Origin of the sequence: Streptomyces sp. NPDC091271 (assembly GCF_044757505.1) — a bacterium.
Taxonomy (GTDB): Bacteria; Actinomycetota; Actinomycetes; order Streptomycetales; family Streptomycetaceae; genus Streptomyces.
The window spans coordinates 31,661-54,391 of record NZ_JBIVVD010000010.1 but is presented as its reverse complement, the minus strand read 5'-3'; the positions used below and the strand labels follow the sequence as shown (position 1 = coordinate 54,391).

The 22,731-nt window shown below is 74.0% G+C and carries 3 protein-coding genes; all 3 read left to right on the top strand.

The genetic code is table 11. From position 1 onward, the window contains the following. The first annotated feature begins 6 nt into the window (after positions 1 to 6). The gene (locus tag ACIQM3_RS34210) at positions 7 to 225 is read left to right on the top strand and encodes an MbtH family protein (RefSeq protein ID WP_401631374.1); all 219 of its coding nucleotides are present in this window, start codon (positions 7 to 9) and stop codon (positions 223 to 225) included. 403 nt (positions 226 to 628) lie between these two features. Next, positions 629 to 15,109, top strand: a complete 14,481-nt coding sequence (locus tag ACIQM3_RS34205; protein ID WP_401631371.1) for an amino acid adenylation domain-containing protein — start codon at positions 629 to 631, stop codon at positions 15,107 to 15,109. After that, entirely contained in the window at positions 15,106 to 22,677 is a 7,572-nt protein-coding gene (locus tag ACIQM3_RS34200) for an amino acid adenylation domain-containing protein (RefSeq protein WP_401631368.1), read from the top strand. The genes ACIQM3_RS34205 and ACIQM3_RS34200 overlap by 4 nt, the downstream gene beginning before the upstream one ends. Positions 22,678 to 22,731: the final 54 nt, after the last annotated feature.

Below are 22,731 nucleotides of genomic sequence, written 5' to 3'. Positions count from 1 at the left end.
ACGGCCGTGACCAATCCTTTCGATGACGAGTCGGGACGGTTCGTGGCGCTGGTGAACGGCGAGGGTCAGTACTCGTTGTGGCCCGCACATATCGACGTTCCGGGCGGCTGGCGCGCCGCGGGGCCGGAAGGGTCGCGTCAGGAGTGTCTCGACGTGATCGAAGGTGCCTGGACCGACATGCGACCCGCCGGCCTGGTGCGGGCCATGGGGGTCGACGCCGGATAGGACGGCGGCCAGGCCGGGCGAGGGCGCTCCTGCTGTTCCCCGGGTCGAGCGGCTTGTCGGTGCTCCGGCCTGATCGATTTCGTTCTCATCCGAGCGAAATCGATCAGGTGTGATCAGTGAGCCGATCGCTTTGCTCATACATGCTCATTTCGCCTTCATGCGGCGTTCATAAATTATCGATGGGCTGCCTTGCGGGACGCCCTCGATGTGCGACCAAAAAGCTGTCCCTGCTGAGCTGTGATGCCCTGCAGGAGATCTCGGCCGCGCCTGATGCCGTGGGTGCGGCGATGGCCCTCTCCGCTTGCGCCGGCCTCTGCTTCGACGATCGGTGCACTGGCGTGGTCGGTTTTACCCGGCCTTTCTTCACCGTCCCCGAATACTCTCCCCAAAGGTGTGGACCGGCATGCAGGAAAACCGTTCTCTCCCGACCCCCGATGTTCCCGAAGAGTTCCTCGAACTGACCACGGCCCAGCAGGGCGTCTGGTACGGGCAGCTCGTCGACCCGGACAGCCCGAAATACAACATCGGCGAGTGCTTCGAGATCCATGGTGATCTCGACGAGGAATTGTTCGGCGCAGCGCTCGGCCGGGCCGTCACCCTGTGCGACAGTCTCCACCTCGAGTTCGTCACCCGGGGCGAGTCGGTGCGGCAGCACGTCCGTCACCGGCCCACGGCGGACAGCGGCCGGCTCCGCCGGGTCGATCTGTCCGGCGCGGACGATCCCCAAGCCGCGGCCGAGCGCTACATGGCCGACGACATGTCCGCCGTCGACCGGATCGCCGCCCCGCGCCACCACTTCGCGCTGCTGCGTCTCGGCGTCCGGCTGCACTACTGGTACGTCCGCTTCCACCACATCGCCGTCGACGGCCTCGGCGGCGCCGTCTTCGGCCGCATCGTGGCCGACCTCTACGGACGAGCCGCGCGCGGCGAGGACCTCGCCGCGGCCGAGCTGCCCGCCGCGCCCCTGCGCGACCTCATAGCCGACGAGGCGTCCTACCGCGACTCGGGCCGCTTCGAGGCCGACCGTGCTTACTGGACCGGGAAGTTCGCCGACCTGGCGGGCGCCGGTGCGGGCGCCGGCGCGGGGGGCACCGCCGGTACCGGGGACGACGCGCACGCCCGGGGTGGCGCGGCGCTCATCCGACGGCGCACCGACGCTCCTGCGGCGGCCGCGCCCGCCGGGGCGGACGTCCGGATGCACACCGGGGAGACCCTGCCCGTCACCGTCCTCGACGACCTGCGCAGACTCGCCTCCGGTCACCGCACCAGGTGGACCGCCGTCCTCGTGAGCGCGGTCGCCGCCTACGTCGCCCGGGTCACCGGGGCACAGGACATCACCGTGGGACTCGCCTCCAACGGGCGTCACGGCGGGCTGCGTCACATCGTCGGTATGACCGCCAACATCCTGCCGCTGCGCCTGACCGTCACCGCCGACATGACGGTCGGTGCCCTCGTACGCGCCGTCGCGGCAGAGATGGGCGGCGCCCTGCGCCACCGCCGCTTCTCCCGCGAACAGCTCGCCCGTGAACTGAACATGGCCGACGGCGCGGCGCACCTCACCGACGTCGTCGTCAACATCATGGGCTACGACTACGACCTCGACTTCGCCGGCAGCCCCGCGGCTTCCCGTGTGCTGTCCATCGGCCCGGTCGACGACGTCTCCCTCTTCGTCTCCGAACGGGCCGAGGGGAAAGGCCCGCTGATCGGCTTCGACGCCAACCCGGAGCTGTACCACCCCGATGACGTGCGGCTGCTCCAGCAGGCCCTCGTCTCCTTCCTGTCGGCGGTGGCCGACGCGGACGCCGGCACACCTCTCCGCGACCTGCCGTTCCTGGACGACACCGCCGCCGAGGCGCTGCTCGCGCAGGGGCGGGGTGCCGACCTGGCGGCCGGCACGACGGCCTCCGGCCTGCCGGAGGCGTTCGGCGCGCAGGCCCGCCTGACCCCCGACGCCCCGGCAGTGGTGGACGGCGCCGTCACACTCTCGTACCAGGAGCTGGCGCGGGTGGCGCAAGACCTCGCAGGCGCCCTGGCCGGATGGGGCATCGGCGCCGAGGACGGCGTCGGTGTCCTCATGAGCCGCTCGGCGGCCGTGGTGTCCGCCACGCTCGGCACCGTCGCAGCCGGCGCCGCGTACGTACCCATGGACGCGGCCTGGCCGGCCGAACGCCTCGGCCGCGTCACCGAAGTGGCCCGCGTCCGCGCCCTGGTGGTCGACGAGGCCACCGCCCGGCAGCCCTGGGTGGAGGAGAGGGCCGCCGAACTGCCGGTGATCGTCCTCGACGGTCTCGGCGGCGTCGTACGCGGAGATCCGCCAGGACCGAGACCGCTGCCCGGAGCAGCCCTCGCCGGCCGGCTCGCCTACGTGATGTTCACCTCCGGCTCCACCGGCCTGCCCAAGGGCGTCGGGGTCACCCACGCCGACGTACTCGCACTGGCCGCCGACACCACGTGGTCGGACGGTGCGTGCGACGCCGTACTGCTCCACTCGGCCTACGTGTTCGACGCCTCCACCTTCGAGATCTGGGTGCCGCTCCTGAACGGCGGCCGCGTGGTCGTCGCGCCCGGCGGCGTAGTGGAGGCGCCCGCCCTCAGGGACGTGGTGGACCGGTACGGAGTGACCGCGCTGTTCCTGACGACGGCCCTGTTCAACGTGGTGGCCGAGACCGACCCCGCGGCGTTCGCCGGACTGCGCCTGGTCGCCGCGGGCGGCGAGGCCGCCACGCCGGATGTGATGCAGCAGGTGGCCGCGGCCGCGCCCGGCACGCGCGTGCTGCACGTGTACGGACCCACGGAGACCACCACCTTCGCCACCCGCCACCGGGTGGACGCCGGCACCCCGGGGGTGCCGCCCATCGGCCGGGCCCTCGACGGGATGCGCCTCCTTGTGCTCGACGGCGCCCTCGGGCTGGTGCCGCCCGGCGTCGTGGGGGAGCTCTACGTGAGCGGCCACGGCGTCGCCCGCGGCTACCAGGGCCGCGCGGCGCTCACCGCCACCCGGTTCGTCGCCGACCCGTACGACGCGCGTGGCGGCCGCATGTACCGCACCGGTGACCTCGTGCGCTGGACAGCGCGCGGCGACATCGAATACGTCGGGCGTGCCGACGGGCAGGTCAAGCTCCGCGGATTCCGCATCGAGCCCGCCGAGATCGAGAACACCCTGCTCGCCGACCCGGACGTGCGTGCAGCCTGCGTCCTGGTCCGCGAGGACGTGCCGGGCGACCGGCGGCTCGTCGCCTATGTCGTGCGGACCCCCGGCACCCGGCCGGACGAGGCTGCCCTGGCCCGCCGCACAGGGTGCGCCCTGCCCGCGTACATGGTGCCTTCCGTGTTCGTCCTCCTCGACGCGCTGCCCCTGAACGCCAACGGCAAGGTCGACCGCCGCGCCCTGCCCGCCCCCCGCGTCGTGGCCACCGAGGGCCGCGCCCCGCGCACGGCGTACGAGGAGGTCCTGGCTGGCCTGTTCGCCGACGTCCTGGGCGTGGACGCGGTCGGTATCGACGACAACTTCTTCTCCCTGGGCGGCCACTCGCTGCTCGCCACCCGCCTCACCGGACGGGTGCGGGCCGCACTGGGTGCCGAACTCGGCATGCGCACGCTCTTCGACCACCCCACGGTCGCCGCTCTCGCCGCCGCCCTCGACACCACCGGGGCGGCCCGGCCGGCTCTCGTCCCGCAGCAACGGCCTGACGTGGTGCCGCTCTCCTTCGCGCAGCAGCGCCTCTGGTTCCTCAACCGCGTCGAGGGGCCCGGCGACACCTACACCGTCCCGCTGGTCGTCGAACTCGAAGGCCGTCTGGACACGGACGCCCTGCGCGGCGCCCTGGCCGACGTCGTCGTCCGGCACGAGAGCCTGCGCACCGTATTCGCCGAACAGGACGGTGTCGCCCGCCAGGAAGTCCTCGACCCGTCCGCCGCCGTGGCGCTCGTCCCCCTCGTCGTCGAACTGCCGCCGGTGGAGGAGGACGGCGAGGCCTGGGCCGAGGCGACGGTGCGCCGCTTGTCCGCGGTGCCCTTCGACCTCACCGGGGACGTCGGCGTCCGCGCCCATCTGCTGCGCCTGGGCCCCGCCCGCCACATCCTGGTGCTCGTCCTCCACCACGTCGTCGCCGACGGCTGGTCCCTCGCCCCGCTCAGCCGTGACCTCGGCGCCGCCTATCGCGCCAGGAGCACGGGCGCGGACACCCCCGACTGGCCCGCGCTGCCGGTGCAGTACGCCGACTACGCCCTCTGGCAGCGGCGACTGCTCGGCTCGGCCGACGACCCGGACAGCATGGCCGCACGTCAGCTCGCCTTCTGGCAGGAGGCGCTCCGGGGCGCCCCCGACCTGCTCGACCTGCCTCTCGACCGGCCCCGCCCGGCCGTGTCCAGCCACCGGGGCGACGCGGTCCCCTTCGAGCTGCCCGCCCCCGCCCACGCCGCGCTCACCCGGCTCGCGCGCGCCACCGGCTGCACCCCCTTCATGGTGCTCCAGGCGGCCCTCGCCGTGACGCTGCACGCCCACGGCGCCGGGACCGACATCGCGCTGGGCACCGCGGCGGCCGGGCGTACCGACGAGGCACTCGACGATCTGGTCGGGTTCTTCGTGAACACCGTCGTCCTGCGCGCCGACCTGTCCGGCGACCCGACCTTCCGCGAACTCCTGGAGAGGGTCAAGGAGTTCGACATCGCCGCCTTCAGCCACGGCGACATCCCCTTCGAACGGATCGTGGAGGCGCTCAACCCCGAGCGGTCCGGCGACCACCACCCGCTCTTCCAGACCATGCTGGTCCTCCAGAACCAGGAGCGGGCGGGGCTGGACCTCCCGGGCGTCACCAGCCACGACCGGTCCCGGCACACCGGGGTCAGCAAGTTCGACCTGACGTTCTCGCTGACCGAGGTCCCCCGGGCCGGACTCACCGAAGACTCGGAGCCGGCCGAGCGGACATCCGCGGACACCCCGGTCGGCACGAGCGGTACCGGCGGCATCGGGGGCTACCTGGAATACGCCACCGACCTCTTCGACGCCGCCACCGCCCGCGCCCTGTGCGCCCGCTTCGCCCGCGTTCTCACCCAGGCCGTGACCGATCCGGACCGTACGGTCGGCGACCTCGACCCCCTCGTGCCGGGCGAACGCGACCGTCTCCTCGGCCAGGGACGCGGTGCGCAGCTCCCGCAGCCCGTCCGCACCGCACCCGAAGCGGTCCGGGAGTGGGCCGCGCGCACACCCCGTACCGTCGCCGTGCGCGACGCGCACACGAGCCTCACCTACGCCGAGCTCGACGCCCGCGCCGACGCCCTCGCCCACGTCCTGCGCGAGCGGGGCGCAGGCCGTGAGGACCGGGTGGCCCTCGCCGCGCCGCCGTCGGTGGACACCGTCGTCGCCATGCTTGCCGTACTGCGCGCCGGTGCCGCCTACCTGCCCGTGGACCCGCAGTATCCACCCGCCCGCATCCGGCACATGCTCGACGACGCCCGGCCCGTCCTGCTGCTCACCACCGCGGACGTCCACGCGGGCCTGCCGGACTCCGACGTGCCGTGGCTCGCCCTGGACGACCCGGCCGTCCGGCCATCCGTCGTCACCTCGCCCGCGACGGGCAGCCCCCATCCCGGGGACCCCGCGTACGTCATCTACACCTCCGGCTCCACCGGCCGTCCCAAGGGCGTGGTCGTGACGCACGAAGCCCTGGCCAACCACACGGCCTGGATGGCGCGGCACCTGGCTGTCACCCAGGACGACCGGGTCCTCGCCCGCACCTCCACCAGCTTCGACGCCTCCGTGTGGGAGCTCTGGCTCCCTCTGATGAGCGGGGCCGAAGTCTGTGTGCTGCCGCACGAGGCCAACAGGGAGCCGGGCGCCCTCGTCTCCTGGATGAGCCGATTCGGCGTCACCGTCGCCCAGTTCGTGCCCTCGCACCTGACTCTCGTCCTCACCGAGGCGGCGCACGCCGCGCCGCTCCCCGCCCTGCGCGCCGTCCTGTGCGGCGGCGAACCGCTGCCGCGCGCCCTCGCCGACGAGGTCGCCGCGCTGTGGGGGGCCGAGGTGCACAACCTCTACGGGCCGACCGAGGCGACCATCGACGCGACCGCCCACCGCGCCGGCGGCGCGGAGACCGGCGGTCACGCGGACGCCCGCACACCGTCCGAGACCGTGCCGATCGGCCTTCCCGTCGACACCATGCGCGCCTACGTCCTCGACGGCCGGCTGCGGCCCGTGCCCCCCGGCGTCACGGGGGAGCTGTATCTCTCGGGTCCCAACCTCGCCCGTGGCTACCTCGGTCAACAAGGCCTGACCGCCACACGGTTCGTCGCCGACCCGTTCGACGCGACCGGCGCCCGCATGTACCGGACGGGCGACCTCGTACGGTGGAACCGGCACGGTCTGCTCGACTACGTGGCCCGCGCCGACGACCAGGTCAAACTCCGCGGGTTCCGCATCGAGCTGGGCGAGGTCGAGGCCGCGCTCCTGGCGCGGCCCGGGGTCACGGCCTCCTGCGCACTGATCCGCGAGGACATACCCGGCCGGCGCCGGCTCGTCGCCTACGCCGTCACCGGGGACCCGGCCCTGCGCCCCGCCGCCCTGCGCGACGCCCTCGCCGAGACCATTCCGCACTACATGGTGCCCGGGGCGGTCGTCGTCCTGGAGGAACTCCCGCTCCTGCCCAACGGCAAGGTCGACCGGCGCGCCCTGCCCGAGCCGGAGCCGGAGCCGGGCGACGGTGCTCCCGCCGGCGCGGGGCAGCGCACCTTCCAGGAGGATCTGCTCGCCGGGATCTTCGCCGACGTCCTGCACCGGCCGCTCGTGGGCCCGCACGACAGCTTCTTCGATCTCGGCGGGCACTCGCTCCTCGCCATGCGCGTCGTCAGCCGTGTCCGTACCGTCCTGGGCGCCGAGATCGCCGTACGCACCCTCTTCGAACACCCGACCGTCGCGGGTCTCGCCCGCGTCCTCGACACGCCGGGCCGGGCCCGCCCGCCGCTGGTGCCCGCGGCGCGGCGGCCCGATCCGCTGCCGCTGTCCTCCGCGCAGCAGCGCCTGTGGTTCCTCAACCGCCTCGAGGGCCCCAGCTCCGCCTACAACATCCCGCTCGTCCTCGAGCTGGACGGCACCCTGGACACCGACGCCATGCGGGCAGCCCTCCGCGATGTCGTGCAGCGGCACGAGGCGATGCGCACCCTCTTCCCTGAACGGGACGGCGTGCCTCACCAGTTGATCCTCCCCGTCGACACCGCCACGCCCCGCCTGCCTGTCGTGGCCGTGGCCCCCGGGGAGCTGGAGGAAGCCGTCCTGGCCGCCGTGCGCGAGCCGTTCGACGTCGTCGTGGATGCGCCGCTGCGCGCCCTGCTGCTCCGCTCGGCGCCGGGTCACCACGTCCTGGTGCTCGTCCTGCACCACATCGCGGGCGACGGCTGGTCCCTCGCCCCGCTCGCCCGCCACCTCGGGGACGCCTACCGGGCCCGTCTCGAGGGCCGGGAGCCCGGGCTCTCGGCCGGTACGCCGCTCCAGTACGCCGACTACACCCTCTGGCAACAGGCGGCTCTCGGCGACGGCGTCGCGCCGGAGAGCGCGCTGCGACAGCAGCTCGACCACTGGCACTCCGCCCTCGCCGGTCTGCCCGGGCTGATCGACCTGCCGCTGGACCGGCCACGCCCGGTCACCACCGACCCGAGGGGAGCCGTCCACACCTTCGACGTGCCGTCCCCGGTGTACACGCAACTCCTGCGTCTGGCGCGTGAGTCGGGCAGCAGCCTCTTCATGGTGCTCCAAGCGGCGGTGGCCACCCTGCTGCACCGGCACGGCGCGGGCGACGACATCCCGCTCGGTTCGCCCGTCGCCGGCCGCACGGACGAGGCTCTGGAGGATCTGGTCGGGTTCTTCGTCAACACGCTCGTCCTGCGCACGGACCTGTCCGGCAATCCCACCTTCCAGGAACTCCTCGTACGCGTAAGAGAGTTCGACCTCGCTGCCTATGCGCACCAGGACGTGCCCTTCGAGCGCCTCGTCGAGAGCGTCAACCCCGTCCGGGCGCGCAACCACCACCCGTTGTTCCAGACCATGCTGGTCCTGCAGAACCAGGAGACCGACCGCCCCGACCTGCCGAACCTCACGGTCGAGGACCGGCTCGTCCACAACGGCCTGAGCAAGTTCGACCTCACCTTCGCCTTCACCGAGGAGCAGGGCGCGGGCGGCGAGGAGCAGGGCGCGGGCGGCCTCACCGCCGGGATCGAGTACGCCACCGCCCTCTTCGACCGGGCCACCGTCGAAACCCTCGCGGCGCGCCTGGTCCGCCTCCTGGAGCAGGTGGCCGCCGACCCCGGTCTGCCCCTGGCGGGCTACGGCCTGATGACGCCGGACGAGCGCACCCGGGTCACGCACTGGGGCACCGGCCGCGGTCTGCCGGACCTCGCGGACGCCACCCTGCCCGCGCTCTTCGTGGCCCAGGCGCACCGCACACCGGACGCCGTGGCCGTGACAGACGACCACGACACCCTCACGTACGCCGGACTCGAGGGGATCTCCGCCGGCCTCGCCCGTACCCTGGCGGGCCTCGGGGTGGGCCCCGAGGCCGGGGTCGGCGTGCTGCTCGCCCGGTCACCGGCCGTGGTGTCGGTGTCCCTGGGCGTGGTCCGAGCGGCCGGCGCCTACGTCCCGCTGGACGCCCGCTGGCCCGAGGAACGGCTCGACCAGGTCGCCGGGGCGGCGGCCGTGCGGGTCCTCGTCGTCGACGAGGAAGCCCGCGCCACCCCCTGGGTCACCGCGACGGCCCGCCGCGTGCCGGTCGTGGTCGTGGACCGGGTCGGCCGGGTCCTCCGGGGCGCCCCCGAGCGGCCGGGCCGCCCGGCAGCGGTGCCGGGCCCCGACGCGCTCGCCTACGTGATGTTCACCTCCGGCTCGACCGGCCTGCCCAAGGGTGTCGGCGTCACGCACGGTGACGTGGCCGCGCTCACCGCCGACTCCGCCTGGCGTGGCGGCGCCGCCGAAGCGGTCCTGATGCACTCGGCGTACGTCTTCGACGCCTCCACGTTCGAGATCTGGGCCCCGCTCCTGCACGGCGGCCGGATCGTCGTCGCACCGGCCGGCGTCCTGGAGGCCCGTGCCCTCGGCGACGCCGTCCACGAGCACGGCGTGACCGCCGTCTTCCTGACGACGGCCCTGTTCAACGTGTTCGCCGAGACCGATCCCGGCTCCTTCGACGGCCTGCGGCTCGTGTGCGCCGGTGGGGAACTGGCCTCACCGGACGCGATGCAGCGGGTCGCCGGCACCGCGCCCGGCGCGCGCGTCCTCCATGTGTACGGGCCCACCGAGACCACCACCTTCGCCACCCGCTACGACGTGGCGGCCGACCTGCCACCGGGGCCGCCGCCCATCGGCCGCCCCCTGGACGGCATGCGCGGCTACGTCCTCGACGCCTCCCTGGGCCCGGTCCCGCCGGGTGTCGTGGGCGAGTTGTACCTGGCCGGACGAGGCGTGGCACGCGGGTACACCGGGCTCCCGGGCCTGACCGCCGCGCGCTTCGTGGCCGACCCGTTCGACCCGGCGGGCGGACGCATGTACCGCACCGGCGACCTCGTCCGGTGGACCCACGACGGCCGGATCGCGTACGTCAACCGCGCCGACGGGCAGGTGAAACTGCGGGGCTACCGCATCGAACTCGGTGAGATCGAGGGCGTGCTCGCCTGCTGCGAGGGTGTCGCCGACTCCTTCGCCGTCGTCCGCGAGGACACACCCGGCGACCGTCGGCTCGTCTCGTACGTGGTGCCCGCCGGCGGCGCACGCCCCGAACCCGGCGAGCTCGCCCGGGCCGTCGGCAGATCCCTGCCCGCCTACATGGTGCCCTCCGCCTTCGTCCTGCTCGACGCACTGCCGCTGACCCTCAACGGCAAGGTGGACCGGCGTGCGCTGCCCGCCCCCGAGCATCACGCTCCGGCCCGCGGGCGCACCGCGCGTACCGCCCGCGAGGAGATCCTGTGCGGACTCTTCGCCGACCTGCTGGGCCTCGACGGCGCGGGCGCCGACGACGACTTCTTCGCCCTGGGCGGCCACTCCCTGCTCGCCACCCGCCTCGTCGCGCGCATCCGCACCGTGCTCGGCGTGGAGGTCCAGGTCAAGGCCCTCTTCGAGCACCCCACGCCGACGGCGCTCGCCGCCGCGCTGGACGGCGCCGAAAAGGCCAGGACCCCCCTTGAGCGCGCACCGAGCCGCCCGGATCCGCTGCCGCTGTCCTACGCGCAGCAGCGCCTGTGGTTCCTCAACCGGTTCGAGGGGCCCAGCGCCACGTACAACGTGCCGCTCGTGCTCCGCCTGCACGGGCCGCTCGACGCCGACGCCCTGGAGAGCGCCCTGTCGGACGTCGTCGAACGCCACGAGAGCCTGCGCACCGTCTTCCCCGACACCGGCGGCGTGGCGCGTCAGCTCGTCCTCGACGCCGACGGCGCCGACCTCGACCTGACGCCCCGCGACACCGCGCCCGCCCGCCTCGACGAGGTCCTGGGCGCCGAGGTGGCGCACACCTTCGACGTCAGCACGGACATCCCCGTACGGGCCCGGCTGCTGCGGCTGGGAGCCGAGGACCACGTCCTCGTACTGGTCGTCCACCACATCGCGGGCGACGGCTGGTCCCTCGCCCCGCTCGCGCGAGACCTGGGCGAGGCGTACCGGGCACGCACCGAGGGGGTGGAGCCCTCCTGGACGGAACTAGGCCTCCAGTACGCCGACTACACCCTGTGGCAGCGCGCGCTGCTCGGCGACGAGAACGACCCGGCCGGACAGGCCACCCGCCAGCTGGAGTTCTGGCGGACCGCGCTCGCCGGCGCTCCCGATCTGCTCGACCTTCCCTGCGACCGGCCGCGCCCCGCCGTCACGGAGCACCGCGGCGACGCGTTCGCGTTCCCCGTCGACGCGGACACCCACCGGGCCCTGGCGGAACTCGCCCGTGCCCGCGGGTGCAGCCTCTTCATGGTGCTCCAGGCGGGCCTGTCGGTGCTCCTCTCCCGGCACGGCGCCGGCGAGGACATCCCCCTCGGCACCGCCGTCGCCGGACGCACCGACGAAGCCCTCGACGACCTGGTGGGCTTCTTCGTCAACACCCTCGTCCTGCGCACCGACCTGAGCGGGGACCCCACCTTCCGCGACGTACTCGACCGGGTACGGGACTTCGACCTGGCGGCCTACGCCCACCAGGACGTGCCGTTCGAGCGGCTGGTGGACGCCCTCGGCCCGGTCCGGGCCCAGAACCACCACCCGCTGTTCCAGACCATGCTCGTCCTCCAGAACCAGGGGGACGCGGTGGTCGACCTGCCGGGACTCACGGTGACGGAACAGCCCGTGCACACCGGCATCAGCAAATTCGACCTGACCTTCACCTTCACCGAGAAGCACGACAGCACAGGCCGCCCGGCGGGTCTCGACGGCGTCCTGGAGTTCTCCACCGAACTCTTCGCCCACGACACCGCGCACACCCTGGCCGGCCGGCTGACCCGTCTGCTCGCCTCACTCGCCGCCGACCCCGGCCGACGCGTCCACACCACCGACGTCCTGGACCTGGCCGAGCGGCGGGACCTCGACCGCGCCGCGCACGGCCCGGTGCGGCCGGTGGCGGCCCGCACGGCGCCCGAGGGATTCCGGGCCCAGTGCGCGCGGACCCCTGCGGCGATCGCCGTGCTTGACGGCGCGCACCGCCTCACCTTCGGCGAACTCGACGCGCTCTCCGACGATCTGGCGCACCACCTGAGCGCCAGGGGCATCGGCCGCGGCGACCTCGTCGCCCTCGCCCTGGAAGGCACCGCCGACCAGGTCGTGGCGATGCTGGCGGTGACCAAGGCCGGGGCCGCGTACCTGCCCGTCGACCTGGAGTATCCCGAGGCGCGCGTCGCCCACATGCTCGACGACGCCCGCCCGGCCCTGCTCGTCACCCACGGCACCGCACGTGCCGCGCGGTACGGAGCTTCCGTACCCTGCCTCGCCCTCGACGACCGGGCCGCCTGGTCCACCGGCCGGGCGGCGCCTCCGGCCGCCGCGCCCGACCCGGGCGACGCGGCGTACGTCATCTACACCTCGGGCTCCACCGGCCGCCCCAAGGGCGTCGTCGTCACCCACGCCTCCCTGACCAACCACATGGCGTGGATGGCGGACCACCTCGGCCTCACCGACGGGGACCGGGTGCTCGCCCGCACCTCACCGAGCTTCGACGCCTCGGTCTGGGAGACGTGGCTGCCGCTCCTGCACGGCGGCTCCACCTGCCTCGTGCCGCCCGCCCTCAACCACGACCCGGCGGCTCTGCTGGCCCGTATGCGCGAAGTGGGGACGACCCTCGTCCAGTTCGTGCCCTCACACCTCTCACTCGTCCTCACCGAGACCGCTCCGGACGAGGCGCCCACGACGCTGCGGGCCGTCCTGTGCGGCGGTGAACCCCTGTCCCGGAATCTGGCCGAGCGCGTCGGGCGGACGTGGCAGGCAGAGGTGCACAACCTCTACGGGCCCACCGAGGCGACCATCGACGCCACCGCCCACCACCACCGGCGCACGGACGCCCCCGCGGGGGAGGGGAACGTGCCGCTCGGCCGCCCCGTCGACAACACCCGTGCCTACGTCCTCGACGGCGGCCTCCGTCCGGTGCCCCCGGGCGTCACCGGTGAGCTCTACGTCGCGGGCGAAGGCCTCGCACGCGGCTACCTGGGGCGTGCGGGCCTGACCGCCGCGCGGTTCGTCGCCGATCCGTACGGACCCGCCGGCAGCCGCATGTACCGCACGGGCGACCTCGTCCGACGGGACACCGACGGCCTGCTCAGCTATGTCTCCCGCGCCGACGACCAGGTCAAGCTGCACGGCTTCCGCATCGAACTCGGCGAGATCGAGGCCGCTCTCACCGCGGTCGAGGGCGTCACCGCCGCCTGCGCCCTCGTCCGGGAGGACCGTCCGGGCGAGCGGCGGCTGGTCGCCTACACCGTCTCCGGCGCCGCGGCCCTCACGGACGGCGAACTGCGCGCCCGCCTGATGGCGGCCCTGCCGCCGTACATGGTGCCCGCCGTCTTCGTCCCCCTGGACGCGCTGCCGCTGCTGCCCAACGGCAAGACCGACCGGCGCGCCATGCCCGTCCCGGAGCGCCCCGCCGCCCTCCGGCCGGGCGGAGAGCCGCGCACCGCCCAGGAACGCGTCCTGTGCGAGGTGTTCGCCTCCGTCCTGCGTGCTCCCGCCGTCCGCGCCGACGACGACTTCTTCGCGCTCGGCGGGGACAGCATCCTCTCCATCCAGCTCGTCAGCCGGGTCCGCGACGCGGGCCTGGGCGTCACCCCGCGCGACGTCTTCGTCCACCGCACGCCCGAGGCCATCGCGGCCGTCGCCACCGCCCTCGGCCGGGAGACCGCCGTACCGGCCGGGCAGGGCACCGGCGAGATGCCCCCGACGCCCATCGTCGCCTGGTTCCTGGAGCGTCCCGGCACCACCGACGGATACAACCAGTCCGGGGTGCTGCGCACACCCGCGGGAGCAGACGAGGACTCCCTCGTAGCAGCCCTCCAACTCCTCATCGATCAGCACGACATGCTCCGACTGCGGGCCACCCGGTCGGCCGACGGCGCACCCGTCCTCGAAGCCCTGCCACCCGGCGCCGTCCCCGCCCGCGACCGCTTCACCCGGGTCGACGTCGCGGGTCTCGACACCGAAGCCCTCCGCGCCGCCGTCACCGAGGCGGGAGAGCAGGCCCGCAGACGGCTGCGGCCCGCACACGGGGAGGTGGTCGAGGCCGTCTGGTGCGACGCCGGGCCCCGCACCCGCGGGCGGCTGCTGCTCGTCGTGCACCACCTGGCCGTCGACGCGGTGTCCTGGCGCATCCTCGCCGCCGATGTGGCGCTCGCCTGGCAGGCCGTCACCGAGGCGGCGACCGCGGCACCACGCCCGGCCACCACGTCCTACCGGCAGTGGGCGCAGCTCCTGGCCTCCCAGGCGCACGATCCGGGACGCGAGGAGGAACTCACCCTGTGGCACACGGCGTTGAGCACCCCCGACCCGCAGTTGGGATACAGGCCGCTCGACCCCGATCTGGACACCGCCGACCGGACGCGGACCCTCGTCACCCACCTGCCCGCCACCTGGACGAAGTCCCTGCTCACCACCGCCCCCGCCGCCTTCCACGCCGGGGTGGACGACGTCCTGCTCACCGGCCTGGCCCTGGCCGTCTGCTCCTGGCGTGCGGAACGGGCCGCCGCCCTCGGGGCCCAGCGGGGCAGCACCGCCGTCCTGCTCGACCTGGAGGGACACGGCCGCGAGCAGATCGCCGACCACCTCGACCTCTCCCGTACGGTCGGCTGGTTCACCAGCCTCTACCCGGTCCGGCTCGACCCCGGGCCCGTCGACGCCCGCACCCCCGGACGTTTCGACGCCGCTCTGGTCGAGCGCGCCCTCAAACGCGTCAAGGAGCAGCTGCGCGCCGTCCCCGACCACGGTGTCGGCTACGGAATGCTGCGCCACCTCAACCCCACCACCCGCCAGGTGCTGGCCGCCTCGGCCGATCCCCAGATCGGCTTCAACTACCTCGGCAGGTACGCCGCTTCGCCCGTCGAGTCGGGCGGGGGCGACGGCGCCGACTGGGACGTCCTGCTCGACGGAGGCGGACCACGCAGCCAGGACCCCGACATGCCCGTCCACCACGTCCTCGACATCAACGCGCACACCGAGGACCTGCCGGACGGTCCACGCCTGGTGACCCGATGGACCTGGCCCAGCGACCTCCTCAAGGAGGAGGACGTGGAGTCCCTGTCCGACGCCTTCACCCGCGCCCTGCGCGCCGTGGCCGAACACGCAGAACGACCCGACGCGGGCGGCTACACGCCGTCCGACCTTCCCCTGGTCTCGCTCGGCCAGGCCCAGATCGACCGACTGCAGAACAAGTGGGGTGGACGCAAGTGACCGGGTTCCGACTGGAAGACGTACTGCCGCTGACGCCGTTGCAGGCAGGCATGCTCTTCCACGCGCTGTACGACTCCCGCGCCGTGGACGTCTACACCGCCCAGTTCGTCTTCGACCTCGAAGGCCCCGTGAGCTTCCCCGCCCTGCACGCCGCCGTGGGCGGTCTGCTGCGGCGGCACGCCAACCTGCGGGTCGGATTCCTCCACGAGGACCTGGACGAGCCCGTGCAGGCCGTCGCCGCCGAGGTTCCGGTGCCGCTGGAGGAAGTGGACCTGAGCACGGCGGACGGCACGGCCACGGCAGAGGAGCGCCTCACCGCGTTCCTCGCCGCCGACCGGACCCGCCGCTTCGACCTCACCGCCCCGCCGCTGATGCGGTTCACCCTCGTGCGCACCGCACCTGAGAGCCACCGGCTCGTCATGACGAGCCATCACATCCTGCTCGACGGATGGTCGATGCCGCTGCTCGTGCGGGAGCTGTTCGAGCTGTACGCACGCCGGGGCGACGACAGTGCCCTCCCGCGCGTCGTCCCCTACCGCACCTACCTCGCCTGGCTGGCCCAGCAGGACCGCACCGCCGCCCTGGATGCCTGGCACACCGCTCTCGCCGGTGTCGAGTCGCCGACCCTGCTCGCCGGGCGGGGCGGGGCGGACGTGCCGGGTGGCGGCGAGCTGCCCGAGACCCTCGTCCTCGACCTGGACTCCGCCACGACGCACCGGTTGCGCGAGACGGCCCGCGCGCACCGTCTCACCCTCAACACCCTGGTCCAGGGCGCCTGGGGGCTGCTGCTCGCCTACCGCACCGGACGCTCCGACGTCGTGTTCGGCACCACCGTCTCCGGCCGCCCGCCGGAGATCCCCGGCATCGAGTCGATGGTCGGCCTGTTCATCAACACGGTGCCGGTACGGCTCCGCCCGGCGCCCGGTGAGACGCTGGCCGCGCTCCTGACCCGGCTCCAGGAGGAGCAGAGCCGCCTCCTCGGCCACCAGTACGTGGGCCTGACCGAGATACGCGGTGTCACCGGTCTGGACGAACTCTTCGACACACTCGCCGTGTTCGAGAACTACCCGATGGACGCGGAGGCCCTGCGCACCGCGCAGCAGGGGCTGCCCGGCCTCGCCGTCACCGGCTTCAGCGGCACGGACGCGGCCCACTATCCGCTCACCCTCACCATCGCTCCGGGCGAGTCCCTGCGGATCACCTTCGGATACCGGGCCGCCGTCCTCGGCCAGGACGAGGTGGCCCGCACGGTCGCACGCATGCGACGCCTGCTGACGGCGATGGCGGCCGGGCTCGACAGCCGCGCCGACGCCGTCCCCGTGCTTCTGGACGGTGAGCGCGAGACGTTGCTCTCCCAGGGGATCGGCGCCGGACTCCTCCGCGGCCCCCTGGACGAGAGCATCCCGGCCGCCGTCACCCGGCGGGCCGCCCGCCACCCGGAGGAGGTGGCCGTGTCCGGGGCCGGCGAGCGGCTGACCTACCGGCAACTCGACGCGTTGTCGGCCGAGCTGGCCGGCGCGCTGACGGGGGCCGGGACCGGCGTCGAGGACGGCGTCGGCATCCTCATGGGCCGTTCGACGGCCCTGGTCACCGCCTCCCTGGCAGCCCTGCGCGCGGGCGCCGCCTACGTACCGCTCGATCCGCTCTGGCCCGCCGAACGGCTCACCCGTGTCTCCGAGGTGGCCACCCTCCGCGCCCTGATCGTCGACGGGACCACCCGCACACACCCGTGGGTGCGCGGACTCGGACCTGACGTGCACGTGGTGACCGTCGACGCGGCGGGCCGGGTCGTGGAAGGAAGCCCCGCCGCCCCGGGGCCCCTCCCCACCGTGACGGGTGGCGACCGGCTCGCGTACGTGATGTTCACCTCCGGTTCCACCGGTCTGCCCAAGGGGGTCGGCGTCACCCATGCCGACGTCACCGCCCTGGTGTCCGACCGGACGTGGGGCGACGGCGCCGCCGACGCCGTCCTGCTGCACTCGGCGTACGTCTTCGACGCCTCGACCTTCGAGATCTGGGCCCCCCTCCTCGGCGGAGGCCGCGTCGTCGTCGCACCCGAGGGCGCCCTCCAGCCCACCGTGCTGCGCGACCTCGTCGCCCGCGACGGCGTCACGGCGGCGTTCCTCACGACGGCCCTGTTCAACGTCATCGCCGAGACCGATCCCGGCGCCCTCGGACTGCTCCGCCTGGCCGCCTCAGGAGGCGAGGCCGCGGCGCCCGGCGTCCTCCAGAGCCTTGCCGCCGCGCACCCCGGCACCGCCTTCTTCAACGTCTACGGACCCACCGAGACCACCACGTTCGCCACGCTCCACCGTGTACGCCCGGGCGACGCTCCGGGCGGCGTGCCCCCGATCGGCCGCCCGCTCGACGGCATGCGCGCCTACGTCCTGGACGGTGCGATGCGGCCCGTGCCGCCCGGCGCCGAGGGCGAACTGTACGTCGCGGGCCCGGGTGTCGCGCGCGGTTACCTGGGTCGCCCCGGCCTCACCGCCACCCGCTTCGTCGCCGACCCGTTCGCCGGTACGGGGGCGCGGATGTACCGCACCGGCGACCTCGTGCGCCGGGACCCCGACGGCACCCTGCACCACGTGGCCCGGGCCGACCAGCAGATCAAGCTCCGGGGCCACCGCATCGAGCCCGCCGAGATCGAGGCGGTGCTCCGCACCGACCCGTCCGTGCGCGCCGCCTGCGTCCTGGTCCGCGAGGACCTGCCGGGCGACCGCACCCTGACCGCCTACGTCGTCCCGGCGCCCGGACGCACCCCGGACCCGGACCTGCTCGCCGCCCACGTCGGCAGTCAGCTGCCCGCCTACATGGTGCCGGCGGCCATCCAGCCGCTCGACGCGCTTCCGCTGACCACCAACGGCAAGCTCGACCGGGCGGCCCTGCCCGCACCCGCCACCCTGCCCGGCGCGGGCAGCCGCCCGCCGCGCACCGCCCACGAGGAGATCCTGGCCGGGCTGTTCGCCGATGTGCTGGGTGTGGACCGCGTCGGTATCGACGACAACTTCTTCGCCCTGGGCGGCCACTCCCTGCTCGCCACCCGCCTCGTGGGCCGCGTCCGCACCGCCCTGGACACCGAGACGGAGATCCGCACCCTCTTCGAGAACCCCACCGTCGCCACGCTCGCCACCGCCCTGCGGGACGCGGACCGTCCCGCCCGCCCCGCCCTCGTCCCGCAGGAACGCCCCGCCGCGCTCCCGCTGTCCTACGCCCAGCAGCGCCTGTGGTTCCTCCACCGCCTCGAAGGCCCGTCCGCCACCTACAACATTCCCTTCGCCCTGCGCATCGACGGACCGCTGGACCCAGAAGCACTGCGCCTGGCCCTCCGCGACGTCATCGACCGTCACGCCGCGCTGCGCACCGTCTTCCCCGAGTACGACAGCCGACCGCGCCAGCACATCACCGCCCCGGACGACATCCGCCTCCCGTTCGCCCTCGAAGCCGTCGACGAGCAGGGGCTGCCGGACCGGATCGGGGCAGCCGCGGCCGAAGCGATCGACATCGAGCACCGTCTCCCGCTCCGGGCGACCCTGCTGCGCCTGGCCGACGACGCCCACGTCCTGGTCCTCGTGATCCACCACATCGCCGCCGACGGCTCGTCCCTCGCACCCCTCGCCCGCGACCTCGGCATCGCCTACCGCGCCCGCACGCGCGCCGAGGCACCGGCGTGGACGGAACTCCCCGTCGACTACGCCGACTACACGCTCTGGCAGCGCCGCCTGCTCGGCGACGAGCACGACCCGGAGAGCGTCGTGGCCCGGCAGCTCGCCTACTGGAGACGAGCGTTGGACGGGCTGCCGGAGATGGTCGACCTGCCCTGGGACCGGCCGCGACCTGCCGCCCCCCGGCACACCGGCGCCACCCACGACTTCGCACTCGGCACCACCACCGCCCGGCGGGTCGCGAGCCTCGCCCGCAGCAGCGGATGCAGCGTCTTCATGGTGCTTCAGGCCGCCCTCTCGACCGTCCTCTCCCGGCACGGCGCCGGCCACGACATCCCGCTCGGCACGGCCGTCGCCGGGCGTACCGACGAGGCGTCGTCGGACCTCGTCGGCTTCTTCGTCAACACACTCGTGCTGCGTACGGACCTGACGGGCGACCCCACGTTCCTCGAACTCCTGGGCCGGGTGAAGGAGTTCGACCTCTCCGCCTACGCGCATCAGGACCTCCCGTTCGAGCGCCTGGTGGAACTGCTCAACCCCGCCCGCTCGCAGAACCACCACCCGCTGTTCCAGACCATGCTCATCCTCCAGAACCACACCCCGGCCGCTCCCGTCGACCTGCCGGGCCTCACCACCGGCGGTGTGCCGGCAGCCCCCGGCGTCAGCAAGTTCGACCTGTCGTTCACCTTCACCGAGACGTACGACGACGGCGGCGCACCCAGCGGCATGCGGGCCGCCGTCGACTACGCGACGGAACTCTTCGACGCGGCCACGGTCCGCGACCTCGCCACACGGCTCGTCCTGCTGCTCGATTCCGTGACCGCCGACCCCGACCGCCCGCTGAGCACGTACGACGTGCTCACCGCCGCGGAGCACACCCGCCTCGCCGCCTGGGGGACCGGGCCCGTCGAGAACCTGCCGGAGTCGACCGTCCCCGCACTCTTCGAGCAGTGGGCCCGGCGCACCCCGGACGCTCCGGCGGTCCGCGACGCCGGCACCACCCTCACCTACGGCGAGCTCGACGCCCGCGCCGACGCCGTCGCCCACCACCTCGCGGCGCGGGGCATCGGCCCCGAGGACCGCGTGGCGGTCGCCCTGCCCCGCACCCACGACCTCGTCGTGACCCTCCTCGGGGTCCTCAAGGCCGGGGCGGCATACGTGCCGCTCGACCCCGACTACCCGGCCGCGCGCCTGTCGTACATGCTCGACGACGCCAGGCCGCGCCTCCTCCTCACCACGCCCGACATCCGCCGCCACCTCCCGGACTCCCCGGTACCGTGCCTGTACACCGGCGACCTGGAGACCGGCACGCCGGCGTCCGCGCACACCGGTCCCGCCCCGGCCCTGCTCCCGGGGCACCCGGCGTACGTCATCTACACCTCCGGTTCCACCGGCCGCCCCAAGGGCGTCGTGGTCACCCACCGGGGCGCCGGCGCCATGGCCAGGACCCAGAGCGAGCGGCTGCGCGTCTCCCCGGGCAGCCGGGTGCTGCACCTGGCCTCCGTCAGCTTCGACGCCGCGTTCTGGGAACTCTGCATGGGCCTGCTCTCCGGTGCCTGCCTGGAGATCGACGAGCGCGAAGCCCTGCTGCCCGGTCCCGCCCTCGCCGCCCTGGTCCGCGAGCGGGGGGTCACCCACCTCACCCTGCCGCCCGCCGCACTCGCGGTCATGCCGCCGGGTTCGCTGCCCGCCGGGACGACGATGGTCCTCGCCGGAGAGGCATGCGCGCCGGCCCTGGTGCGCGCCTGGGCGCGGGACCGGTTCCTCGTCAACGCCTACGGCCCGACCGAGACCACCGTGTGCGCGACCATGAGCACCTTCCAGCACGCGGACGGGCCGCTCGCCCCCGACCGCACCGTGTCCATCGGCGTTCCCGTCAACGGCACCCGCGTCCACGTCCTGGACGACAGGCTGGCCCCCGTGCCGCCCGGCGTCGTCGGCGAACTGTACGTCTCCGGCGAGGGAGTGGCCCGTGGATACCACGGCCGGGCAGCCCTGACCGCGTCCCGCTTCGTGGCCGACCCCTCCGACCGCGCCGGGGGCCGCATGTACCGCACCGGTGACCTGGTGCGCTGGACGGCCGACGGGGAGCTGGTCTACGTCTCCCGCGTCGACGACCAGGTCAAATTGCGCGGCTTCCGCATCGAGCTGGGTGAGATCGAGGCCGCGCTCACCGCTCTGCCCGGCGTCGCCGCGGCCTGCGCCGTCGTCCGGGAGGACCGGCCCGGCGACCGGCGCCTGGTCGCCTACACCGTGCCCGCGGACGGTGCGGACGGCCCGGACCACGCCGGGATACGGGCGCACCTCGCCGCCACCCTGCCCGACCACATGGTCCCCGCGGCCCACGTACGGCTCGACGCCCTGCCCGTCACCCCCAACGGCAAGACCGACCGGCGCGCCCTGCCCGCACCCGACCATGCCGTGACGGCCGGCGGCCGTGCACCGGGCACCGCCCGCGAACGCGCCCTGTGCGAGGCCTTCGCGGAGACGCTCGGCGTACCCGAGGTCGGCGTCACGGACGACTTCTTCGCCCTCGGCGGCCACTCACTGCTCGCCGTGACCCTCGCCCAGCGGATCGGGGAGCGCTGCGGCCGGCGCCCCTCCCTGCGCGCCCTGTTCGCGGCGCCGACCGTCGAGGGAGTGGCCCGTCTCCTGGAGAGCGAGGCGGGGGAGGAGGGCCAGGCGGGCTCCGTCCCACCGGACCTCGTCGCCGAGGTCCGCCTGGCGGCGGACATCACCGGCACCGGGCGGGACCGCACAGTCACGGGCCGCAGGATCTCCCGCCCTTCCTCCCGGCCGCTGCTGACCGGCGCCTCCGGTTTCCTCGGCGCCTTCCTGCTGCGCGACCTCATCGAGACCACCGACGCTCCGGTCGACTGCCTCGTACGTGCCGAGGACGAGCGGCGCGCCGCACACCGGCTACGGGCCAACCTGGAACGCTACGGCCTCTGGCGCCCCCGGTACGCGCGTCTGATCCGCCCGGTCCCCGGAGACCTCGCCGCCCGCGGCCTCGGCCTGTCACCCGAGGGCCGGGCCGCCCTGGTCCGTCGCCTGGGACCCGTCGTCCACAACGGCGCACGCGTCAACTTCGCCGCCGGTTACGGAGATCTGCGCGCCCCCAACGTGGCAGGCACCGAGGAACTGCTGCGTCTGCTCGCCGACTCCGCGTCACCCGGGATGCATTACGTCTCGACCACGAGCGTCTACGCCCCGGTGGCGGGCCCGGATCCCGTCACCGTCACGGAGTCGACCCCGACAGGACCGGCGTCCGGCCTGCCCGACGGATACGCGCAGAGCAAGTGGGTCGCCGAGCAACTGGTGGGCCTGGCCCGCGAGCGCGGGCTGCCGGTGACCGTCTACCGGCCCGGCCGCATCAGCGGCGACACCACCACCGGCGCCTGCCAGGACCGCGACCTGCTGTGGCAGCTCATCAAGGGGTGCCTCCAGGCGGGCGCGGTGCCGGACCTGCCGTACGGGTCGACCGACTGGGTGCCCGTGGACCACGTCAGCGCGGCAGTGGTGGCGCTCGCGCTCTCCGCGTCCGGCCGGACGGGTGCCGAGACCTACCACCTCACCAACCCGGACGCACCGGGCCTGGACCGTGTCTTCGACGCGGCCGCCCGCCTGGGCCACGAGCTGCGCACCGTCCCCGCACCGGACTGGCAGGCCCGCGTCGCGGCGCAGCACGACAACGCGGCTCAACTGTTCCTGGGCGACGCGGGCCCGACCGGGCACGAGGCGATGGACCACCGCGACTTCGACTCCAGCCGGACGGCCAAGGCCGCGGCGGCACTGGGCGTCCACCTGCCGCTCCTGACGGACGAAACCCTGACGCGCTACCTGAGCTACTTCCAGGAGACGGGTTTCCTGCCCACTCCGCGGGGTGTACGGGCGACGACGTAGCCGGCCGCGCGCCGGAGGCCGACGTTCCGCCGCGGGACTGTCAGTGGCGGGTGC

Bases quoted from the DNA above. Each gene is read 5' to 3' on its own strand.
- ACIQM3_RS34205 (WP_401631371.1), top strand. From the start codon at position 629: ATGCAGGAAAACCGTTCTCTCCCGACCCCCGATGTTCCCGAAGAGTTC.